The sequence below is a fragment of the Parvibaculum sp. genome (assembly GCF_049672805.1).
Taxonomy (GTDB): domain Bacteria; phylum Pseudomonadota; class Alphaproteobacteria; order Parvibaculales; family Parvibaculaceae; genus Parvibaculum.
Window position 1 is genome coordinate 1 of record NZ_JBATWS010000189.1, and the last position, 8,830, is coordinate 8,830.

General features: G+C 61.1%; 7 protein-coding genes. 2 read left to right on the plus strand and 5 right to left on the minus strand.

Translation table 11 applies throughout. The annotated features are described in order from the left end of the window. The 5 genes from pseF to WBF74_RS06160 all read right to left on the minus strand — a co-directional run. A partial coding sequence (gene pseF, locus WBF74_RS06140) for a pseudaminic acid cytidylyltransferase (RefSeq protein ID WP_424436754.1) occupies nucleotides 1–564 on the minus strand: 564 nt, incomplete at its 3' end. Then, nucleotides 561–1,736, minus strand: a complete 1,176-nt coding sequence (gene pseC, locus WBF74_RS06145; protein ID WP_424436757.1) for a UDP-4-amino-4,6-dideoxy-N-acetyl-beta-L-altrosamine transaminase — start codon at nucleotides 1,734–1,736, stop codon at nucleotides 561–563. The genes pseC and pseF, both read right to left, overlap by 4 nt. After that, nucleotides 1,733–2,734: a UDP-N-acetylglucosamine 4,6-dehydratase (inverting) gene (pseB, locus tag WBF74_RS06150; RefSeq protein ID WP_424436772.1), complete on the minus strand. Its 1,002-nt coding sequence runs from the start codon at nucleotides 2,732–2,734 to the stop codon at nucleotides 1,733–1,735. Before pseB ends, pseC begins: the two co-directional genes overlap by 4 nt. Nucleotides 2,735–2,853: 119 nt before the next feature. Then, on the minus strand, nucleotides 2,854–4,422 hold the full coding sequence (locus WBF74_RS06155; protein WP_424436760.1) for an MHYT domain-containing protein: 1,569 nt from the start codon (nucleotides 4,420–4,422) through the stop codon (nucleotides 2,854–2,856). A gap of 59 nt (nucleotides 4,423–4,481) precedes the next feature. Further along, nucleotides 4,482–6,179 (minus strand): DUF368 domain-containing protein, encoded by a 1,698-nt coding sequence (locus WBF74_RS06160; protein ID WP_424436763.1) that lies wholly within the window; start codon nucleotides 6,177–6,179, stop codon nucleotides 4,482–4,484. Nucleotides 6,180–6,427: 248 nt separating this feature from the next. Between WBF74_RS06160 and WBF74_RS06165 the strand changes: the two genes are divergently transcribed. Both WBF74_RS06165 and WBF74_RS06170 read left to right on the plus strand, forming a co-directional pair. Next, nucleotides 6,428–7,729, plus strand: coding sequence for a lytic murein transglycosylase (locus WBF74_RS06165; RefSeq protein ID WP_424436766.1), 1,302 nt, complete (start codon nucleotides 6,428–6,430; stop codon nucleotides 7,727–7,729). A gap of 179 nt (nucleotides 7,730–7,908) precedes the next feature. Next, nucleotides 7,909–8,830 (plus strand): circularly permuted type 2 ATP-grasp protein (locus tag WBF74_RS06170; protein ID WP_424436769.1); only part of this gene is annotated, 922 nt, incomplete at its 3' end.

The following is an 8,830-nucleotide window of genomic DNA, read 5'->3' on the forward strand; positions in this document are numbered from 1 at the left end:
CTCCGAGAGACAGGACGGCTTTGCCCAGAAGAATTGGCCTGCATCATGCCAGGCCTCTTCCAGATCCTGCGAGCGCATGGTGATGGCCTTCATGTCCACGGGCTGAAGGAGACCTGCTTCCGTGATCCGCAAGGCGCGCTGAATCGGGAAAGGAAATGGCGTCACGGCGAGCGCGAAATCGGCCTGTGCCGCCTGCAATCTTTCGTATCCATCGCGGAGAGCATCTGCTGTGACGAAAGGTGCGGTCGCATAGATGCAGCAGACATGCTCCGCTGCCCTTCCCTGCGATGCTAGCCATTCCGCCGCGTGGTGGATTACCGGGAGCGTGCCGGTCTGGTCGTCCGAAAGGTCAGCGGGGCGCAGAAAGGGTGTCTCTGCCCCGGCCGCGCGCGCGACGCTTGCGATCTCCTCATCATCTGTCGATACGAGGACATGATCGAAAAGGCCGGTTTCGTGCGCCGCCCGGATGGAATAGGTGATGATGGGCTTGCCGAGAAAGGGCCGGATATTCTTGCGCGGAATGCGCTTCGAGCCGCCCCGCGCCGGTATCACCGCGATCTTCACGCCAGCGCCTCCTTGAGCGCCTTCACCACGAAATCCTGCTCGTCATGCGTGAGCGTCGGGAAGAGCGGCAGGGTGAGTGCGCGGCGGTAATAGGTTTCGGATGCCGGGAAATCGCCCATGCGGAAGCCGAGCGCCTGATAATGCGGCTGCCAGTGAACGGGGATGTAGTGGACATTGACGCCGATGCCTGTGTCACGCATCTGCCGGAAGATGTCGGCGCGGCGGGCGCCATGGTCATTCGGCGCGTGATGTTCGTCATCCTCGATCTCGACGACATAGAGATGCCAGGCCGAGCGTGTGTCGGTGCTGCGGGCGGGAAGGCGAAGGGGCAAGTCCTTCAAAAGCGCGTCATAGCGCGCGGCCAGTGCCTCACGGGCCGCGACAAAGCTTTCGAGGCGCGGCATCTGGTTTGCGCCAAGGGCCGCCTGAATATCCGTCATGCGAAGATTGAAGCCGAGCGCCTGTTGCTCGTAATACCAGTCACCGGCATTCACCGCCTCGCTCATGCGCACATCTCGGGTGATGCCGTGGGAGCGCAGCAGGCGCATTCTGGCCGCAAGCTCATTATCCTGCGTCAGCGCCGCGCCGCCTTCGCCGGTCGTCACGATCTTCACGGGATGAAAGCTGAAAACAGTGATGTCGGAGTGGCGGCAGATACCAACCGGTTCACCCTTGTAGCTTCCACCAATGGCGTGAGAGGCATCTTCGATCACGTGGAAGCCGTATTGCTTCGCCAGAGTGCCGATCGCCTCCATCTCGCAGGAATGGCCCGCGAAGTGAACAGGAATGACGACGCGGGGAAGCTTTCCGTCGCGCCTTGCCTTTTCAAGCTTTGCTTCGAGCGCCGCAATACTCATGTTGCGCGTTGCGGGATCGATATCAACGAAATCGACTTCCGCTCCGCAATAAAGGATCGCATTGGCGGAGGCGACGAAAGTGTTCGGCACGGTCCAGCCTCTGTCGCCCGGGCTGAGGCCAAGGGCGAGGCAGGCGATGTGGAGGGCCGAGGTAGCGTTGGTGACAGCGACGGCATGGGCTGCCCCCGTTGTCTTGCACAAGGCGTCCTCGAAGCGCGGCACAGCCGGGCCTTGTGTCAGCCAGCCGGACGTCAATGCATCGGCGACGGCTCTTACGTCGCTCTCGTCGATGCTCTGGCGTCCATAGGGAATCATGCGTAGGCCTTCTGATTGCAGGCGCGGATGCCTTCTATATCGAGGAAGTGTGTGTTGGTGCCGGAGCTGTATTCAAAGCCCTGCTCCACCTTCTCCCCCTTCTCCTCGATATTATTCGTCAGATAGTCGATATCGCCACGGAAGAATTTGATCGTCGGGCGGATCACGAAATGGTCGTGAAAGGCCACGGTCAGGTGGCTGTCATCGGCCGGGCACATGGTTTCATGCAGCTTCTCGCCGGGGCGAATGCCGATGACATTGATCGGAAGATGCGGTGCCATCGCGGCCGCAAGATCGGTGATGCGGATGGAGGGAATCTTCGGTACGAAGATTTCGCCGCCATGCATGCGCGCGAAATTGCGAATGACGAAATCGACACCTTCCTGAAGTGTGATCCAGAAGCGCGTCATGCGCGTGTCGGTCACGGGCAGGGCCTCAGCGCCGTCCGCGATCAGCTTGCGGAAGAAAGGAACCACAGAGCCGCGTGAGCCGACGACATTGCCGTAGCGCACCACGGCAAAGCGGGTGCGCTCATGCCCGACCATGTTATTGGCCGCCACGAAAAGCTTGTCGGAGGCGAGCTTGGTTGCGCCATAAAGGTTGATCGGGTTGGCGGCCTTGTCTGTTGAAAGCGCCATCACCTTTTCAACGCCTTCCTCGATCGCCGCCTTGATGACGTTCTCGGCCCCGTGGACATTCGTCTTGATACATTCCATCGGATTGTATTCGGCGGCAGGGACCTGTTTCAGGGCGGCTGCGTGGATCACGAAATCAACGCCGCGCATGGCCTGACGCAGCCGTTCAGGATCGCGCACATCGCCGATGAAGTAGCGCATCTGGGGGGAATTGAAATCCTGCGACATTTCGAACTGTTTCAGCTCGTCGCGCGAGAAAATGATGATGCGCCGGGGCTTGTGGTTCTTGAGCAGGGTTCGGGTGAATTGCCGACCGAACGAGCCCGTCCCTCCCGTTATCAGAACGGATTTATTGTCGAACATCCGCTTTACCCCCCAATCTGGTTGCTTCTGTTCATTCATGCCATGTCAACCCTAACGGGACGTTAACCATGAATGATGAGCAATCCCGCCGTTCCGCAGGCTGATGCAGGGAGAAAAAGTCAGCCGGCCGCGTCGAAGCGGAGCGGGGGCAGTACCCGGGAGGCGGGGAAAGTGATCGTCACGCAGGTGCCGCGGTCAGGCTCGCTCTCAATGGTCAGCGTGCCGCCGTGATATTCCATCAGGTGGAGGGAGAGAGGCAGACCAAGCCCGGCGCCTTCATATTTGCGGGCGAGGGCCGAGTCGATCTGGCCGAAGCGTTCAAGCGCCTTGGGAATGTCTTCAGGCGCCATGCCGATACCCGTATCGCTCACGCGGATAGCGATACCTTCCGGCAGTTGGGCTGCGTCAACCCGCACGGAGCCCCCTTCGGGCGTGAACTTCACCGCATTGGAGAGCAGGTTGAGCAAAACCTGCCGGACACGGCGCTGGTCCGCGAGGATCGGCGGAAGGGTGCTGGCAAGCGGATCGGCGGTCAGCAGGATGTGCCGTTCCTTCGCCTGGGTTTCGATCATACGCAGCGTTTCAGAGATCACCTCGGCAATATCCATCTCCTCTTCATGGAGTTGCAATTCGCCGGCATCTGCGCGGGTGAAATCCAGAATATCGTTGATGAGCGCGAGAAGGTGCTTGCCGCTCCTGAAAATATCATCGGCATATTCACGATAGTGCTCATTGCCGAGCGCACCGAAAGTTTCGAGCCGCATGAGTTCGGAAAAGCCGAGAATGGCATTGAGGGGCGTGCGCAGTTCATGGCTCATGGTGGCGAGGAATTGCGACTTCGCCTTGTCGGCGGCAGAGGCCGTGCGGAGCGCCACGAGCAGTTCGGCGGATGTCGTCTCGAGCTGTCTCTTTGTTTCTTCAAGCTCCGTCACATAGGCGCGAAGCCGCTTTGCCTCCTGCACCGCGCGGTGTGCGAGATAGCGTTCAATGGCAAGCCCGACATAAGAGATGATTGCGAGCAGGAAGGTGACAGCGGCAACGGCAAGCGCCAGCGTGAGAGAGCTGATGCGCTGGCCCGGCAGGTCCATGTCGGGGCCAGCCGAGATGGTGATGGCGGCCATGCCGGTGAAGTGCAGGCTGCAAATGGCAAGGGTGAGGAGCACCCATCCCGCATGAATGCCGATACGCTTCTTCAGGCCGAATGTCGTTTCCAGGGCGGCAGCTGCGAAAATGGTGCCGATGATGATGGAGGCCGTGACCAGTTCCCGGTCCCAGAGGATGTAGCCGTGAACGCTGATGGCCGACATGCCGAGATAGTGCATGGCGCAGATGGCGAGACCGACAATGGCACCGCCCAGCGCTGCGGCGCGGAGCTGTACGGCCACCGCAAATCCCGCGGTGGAAAAGATGACGGCGAGAATGAAGGAAAGAAGCGTGACGCCGGTATGGTAGCTCACCGGATAATCGGGTCGGTAAGCGAGCATGGCTATGAAATGCGTTGCCCAGATGCCGGAACCGGCCACCAGTCCGGCTCCCAGAATCCAGAGCAGGCGTCGCCAGGCAACATCCTCGCGCGCGCGGGCGAGCAGATGAAGGGCGGAAAAACTCGCGAACATGCAGAGAAAGCCCGCCAGCGCGACAAGCCGCAAATCATGTTCGACGGTGAGACACTCATAAACCGTCAGCATGGAAAACTTGAACCATGCCGTCGTTTAAATCTTGCTTAACAAAAAGTGATACCGCGAGTTCACTTTGAAGGCTGGGCGGTGCTTGTATCCGTATGCTGCGCCAGTCGGTCGAGCAGGCGGTAGAGCAGGAGACCCGCGACAAGGGCGGCGACGCCCGCAATGACCGTTCCATCGAGATGGAGCGGGAAATAGGGGTCAGCCGAGACCATCTGCGACTTGCCGCCGATCATCTCGTAATGCCGGTGTTTGAACGGCCAGACGACAAGCAGCGAGCCGAACAGTACGCCGATCACGGTGAGCATGGTCAGCCGGTAGAAATGGTCGAGTAGCCAGTTGATGGCGCGCGAGAAGAGAAGCGCCCCCGTGATGATGCCGGCGACGAGCGGCAGGATGAACGGCAGGTCAAACCGGCCAAGGGCTTCCAGCGAATCGGCATATTTGCCGAGGATGAGCAGCACGAAAGCTCCCGAAATGCCCGGCACCAGCAGCGCGAAGGCGGCAGCCATGCCGCAAATGAAGAGGAACCAGGCAGCATCCGGTGTCTTTACCGGCACAAGGATTGAGATGGAAAGGCCGAAGAGGAAGCCGAGCAGGATCCAGCACCAGCCACGCCAGCCGCCAATTTCGACATGGGACATAAGGCCGATTGTGGAGGCGAGTACGAGCCCGAAGAAGAAGCCGAAGGTCGGCTCTGGGAAAGAGCTCATCAGCAGCGAGAAAGGAATGATGCGGCTGAAAATGATGAGGGTAAGGCCAACGCCAAGCGCAATCGGTGCGGCAAAGAGAATATCGATATGGCGCAGCGCCGCCATGATTTCGAAGCGGCGGATATGACCCAGAAACACGCTGTCGAGATGGGCGATGGCAGCGATCAGTCGGCGATAGACACCAAGAATGAGCGCCATCGTGCCGCCGCTCACGCCGGGTATGAGGTCGGCTGCGCCAATGCACATGCCCCGCAACACCTGCTTTGCCGGGTGGAAGTTTGCGCGGCCTTCCGTGCTCAGTTGCAGCACGATCCGGCCCCACCAGATGAGAAGGCGCGCGGCGGGCACATCAATGAGGCGATAGAGATAAAAGGGGATGGGGGTGCCCTTCGCGAGCGCCAGCATGAGAAGCGCCGAGACACCAGCCCCCAGCAGCGTGTCACTCGCCCATTCCGCGCCTGCGGCCATGCGGGGCAGAGCGATCAGGACGAGCAGCGCGAGTCCCATCAGCCCGAAGCCGCGCCCGAAAGAAAGCCAGAGCGCCACGGTGAGCGCGCCTGCAAGGGCTGCATGGGCAGCGGGGAGAGGGGCGGTCGTGTTTGTTCCTGCCTCGGACCAGGGCAGGAGATCGGAGATCGCATAGAAGGGAACAAGCGTTGCTGCGGGCGCGGGGCGGCTTTCGCCGATGACCAGTGCCAGCGCGAGAAAAATCAGCGGCAGCAGAAAGGCGACCATCCCCAGTGACAGATCATGCCGGAAGCCTTCTCCTGCTTCGCGCCCGAGATGGACGAGCCAGGCGGCGAAGATTGTCAGCATCAGGAAGGCTGCGAAGCGCCGCTCGCAACCAATCGCCCAGAGGGTGGCGATCGTATCGTCCCAGATGACGGTGCCGTTCAGCGACCGGGCTACCCCCATATCGAGCGCGCTCCAGAGACCCGGCAGGGCAAGGCTTGCGGCCAGCGCGAGGGCGGCGATGAACCATAGGATGAGCGGTTTGAGGCGCCAGCCCGTTGCCATCGGGAACGCGCCGTTCTCTTGCCCACTCACCATCACCTGCTCCCGCCTGTCCTTGAGAATCACCTGCGCGATTCTAGGGGGTCACCCCTCTTTCGTCACTGGCGCCCGGCCACCTTCTCGCGCCGACATGTTGCCTCAATTGACGGTTAGGGGAGGGAGGCGGTCCGTCGAAGAGGTGGGCGGGCGGTGCTGCGTGCGCCATCTGCGCTTTTCGGCAAAGCCGTGATAGCGTTTCCCTTGTATGACCCGTTCGGCAAGTGTCCTTCCAGAGAGCGTGTGTAATGCCTGTCTTCCGCCTGCCTCTTTCTTCCTCCGGCCGGTTTCCCTCCTGTTTCAGGGTTTGCGTCATCATTCCTGCGATCATGTTCGGGGCGTTGGCGCTTACGGGTTGCGCGGCAGATGCGGCAAGCGCGCGCCTGCCGCTTGCACCGCCCGGTTCGGAGAAGGTGGATGATGTTGCCTTCGCAGACTGGCTCACCGCGTTTCGGGAAGATGCGCTGAAGGCGGGCGTGACGGCAGCCACATTCGACCGCTCCATGCGCGGCCTCCGGCCTGATGATGATGTAGTCAAGGCGAATGAGAGCCAGCCGGAGTTTACCAAGCCTGTCTGGGAATATCTTGAAGGCGCGCTTTCCGATACGCGAGTGGCGCGCGGCAAGGCGCTTCTCGCCGAGAATGAAAAGCTGCTGGACCGCATCGAGGCACGCTACGGCGTCAACCGGCATGTGCTGGTGGCGATCTGGGGGCTTGAGTCCAATTTCGGGTCCTTTCAGGGTACGAAAAGCGTCGTACGCTCGCTTGCGACGCTCGGCTATCAGGGCCGCCGCATGGACTACGGGCGCACGCAGCTCATTGCCGCCTTGCAGATCATTCAGAACGGCGACATTGCCGCTGACCGCATGACCGGCTCATGGGCGGGCGCGATGGGCCAGACCCAGTTCATCCCCACGACCTACAACGCCCATGCCGTTGATTTCGATGGCGACGGCAAACGCGACATCTGGAACTCCCATGCGGATGCGCTTGCATCAGCGGCGCATTATCTCGGCAAATCCGGCTGGAAGACCGGCGGAAGCTGGGGCTATGAAGTGAAGCTGCCGACCGGTTTCGATTATGCGGGTGCTGATATGTCCGTCTCGCGCAGCCTTGGCGAGTGGGTGAAGGATGGTGTCGCGCGGATCGACGGGCGATCCTTCCCCGGCGGCGAGATGGATGAGAAAGCGTCCATTCTTCTGCCTGCCGGTCATCGCGGCCCGGCCTTCCTCGTCATGAATAATTTCCGCACGGTACTCGCCTATAATGCCTCCACCTCCTATTCGCTGGCGGTCAATCTGCTGGCGGACAGGTTCCGGGACCGGGGGCAGATCGTGGCGGGCTGGCCGCGCGACGAGCGGCCGCTCGGACGGCAGGAGCGGCAGGACCTGCAGGAGCTTCTCACCGCACGGGGCTACGATACGGGCGGGGTGGATGGCATTATCGGCTTCAATACGCGCAAGGCGATCCGCGCCTATCAGCGAAGCATCGGGGTTCCGGCGGACGGCTATCCGACGCCCGAGCTTCTGGACAGGCTGAGGCGGGGCTGAGAGTTGCCGCTTTTTGCGGCGGTCTGCGCGATCAGCGATCAATTTCCGGTCACATGACCGTGTGAAGTCTGCGTAAATGCCGCAAATGAGGCCTCTCATGACGTGGCATCCCTTTTGCTCTCGCTTTAGGCTTGAGGCGTGACAAACGCGGGACAAACACCGCAGAGGCAGGAGATTCGATGGCTGAGGCCATCTTCGATGAAATGGGTGCCCCCGGGGGCGAGGTTCGCCGTGCTTACCGGACCTTGCAGGCCTGGCTTGACGAGACGCCGCTTGAAATCCTGACGCTCAGGCGCGAGGAGGCGGAGACATTCTTTCGCCGCATCGGCATCACCTTCGCCGTCTATGGCGAGGGCGGGGACCCGGAGCGCATCATTCCCTTCGACATCATCCCCCGGATTCTCGAAGCGGCCGAATGGCGGCAGATTTCCGACGGGCTTGTGCAGCGGGTCAAGGCGCTCAACGCCTTCATCGCAGATGTCTATGGGCCGCAGGAGATTCTGCGGGCGGGCATCATTCCGCGCGATCAGGTTATCCTGAACGAGACCTATCGCTACCAGATGCAGGGCGTTGCCGTTCCGCAAAACGTCTATACGCATATCGCCGGCATCGACATGGTGCGTGTCGGGCCGGACGAGTTCTATGTGCTCGAGGATAATTGCCGCACGCCGTCAGGCGTTTCCTACATGCTGGAGAACCGCGAAATCACCATGCGGCTCTTCCCGGATCTCTTCTCCCGCTACAATGTCGCGCCGGTCGATCACTATTGCGACGAGTTGATGCGCACGCTCACCTCCGTTGCGCCGCGCAACTGTGTCGGAGAGCCGACTGTGGTTGTGCTCACGCCCGGTATCTACAACAGCGCCTATTACGAGCACTCCTTCCTTGCCGACCAGATGGGCGCGGAGCTTGTCGAAGGGCCGGACCTCTACGTGCTCAACGACATTGTCTATATGCGCACGACGCAGGGGCCGAAACGCGTTGACGTGATCTATCGCCGCGTTGATGACGATTTTCTCGATCCGCTGACCTTCCGTCCTGAGTCCGCGCTTGGTGTTGCGGGGCTGAGAGTTGCCGCTTTTTGCGGCGGTCTGCGCGATC

Coding starts and splice junctions, on each gene's coding strand:
- WBF74_RS06155 (WP_424436760.1), bottom strand. CDS start 4,422: ATGCTGACGGTTTATGAGTGTCTCACCGTCGAACATGATTTGCGGCTT.
- pseC (WP_424436757.1), bottom strand. CDS start 1,736: ATGATTCCCTATGGACGCCAGAGCATCGACGAGAGCGACGTAAGAGCC.
- WBF74_RS06165 (WP_424436766.1), top strand. CDS start 6,428: ATGCCTGTCTTCCGCCTGCCTCTTTCTTCCTCCGGCCGGTTTCCCTCC.
- WBF74_RS06160 (WP_424436763.1), bottom strand. CDS start 6,179: ATGGTGAGTGGGCAAGAGAACGGCGCGTTCCCGATGGCAACGGGCTGG.
- pseB (WP_424436772.1), bottom strand. CDS start 2,734: ATGTTCGACAATAAATCCGTTCTGATAACGGGAGGGACGGGCTCGTTC.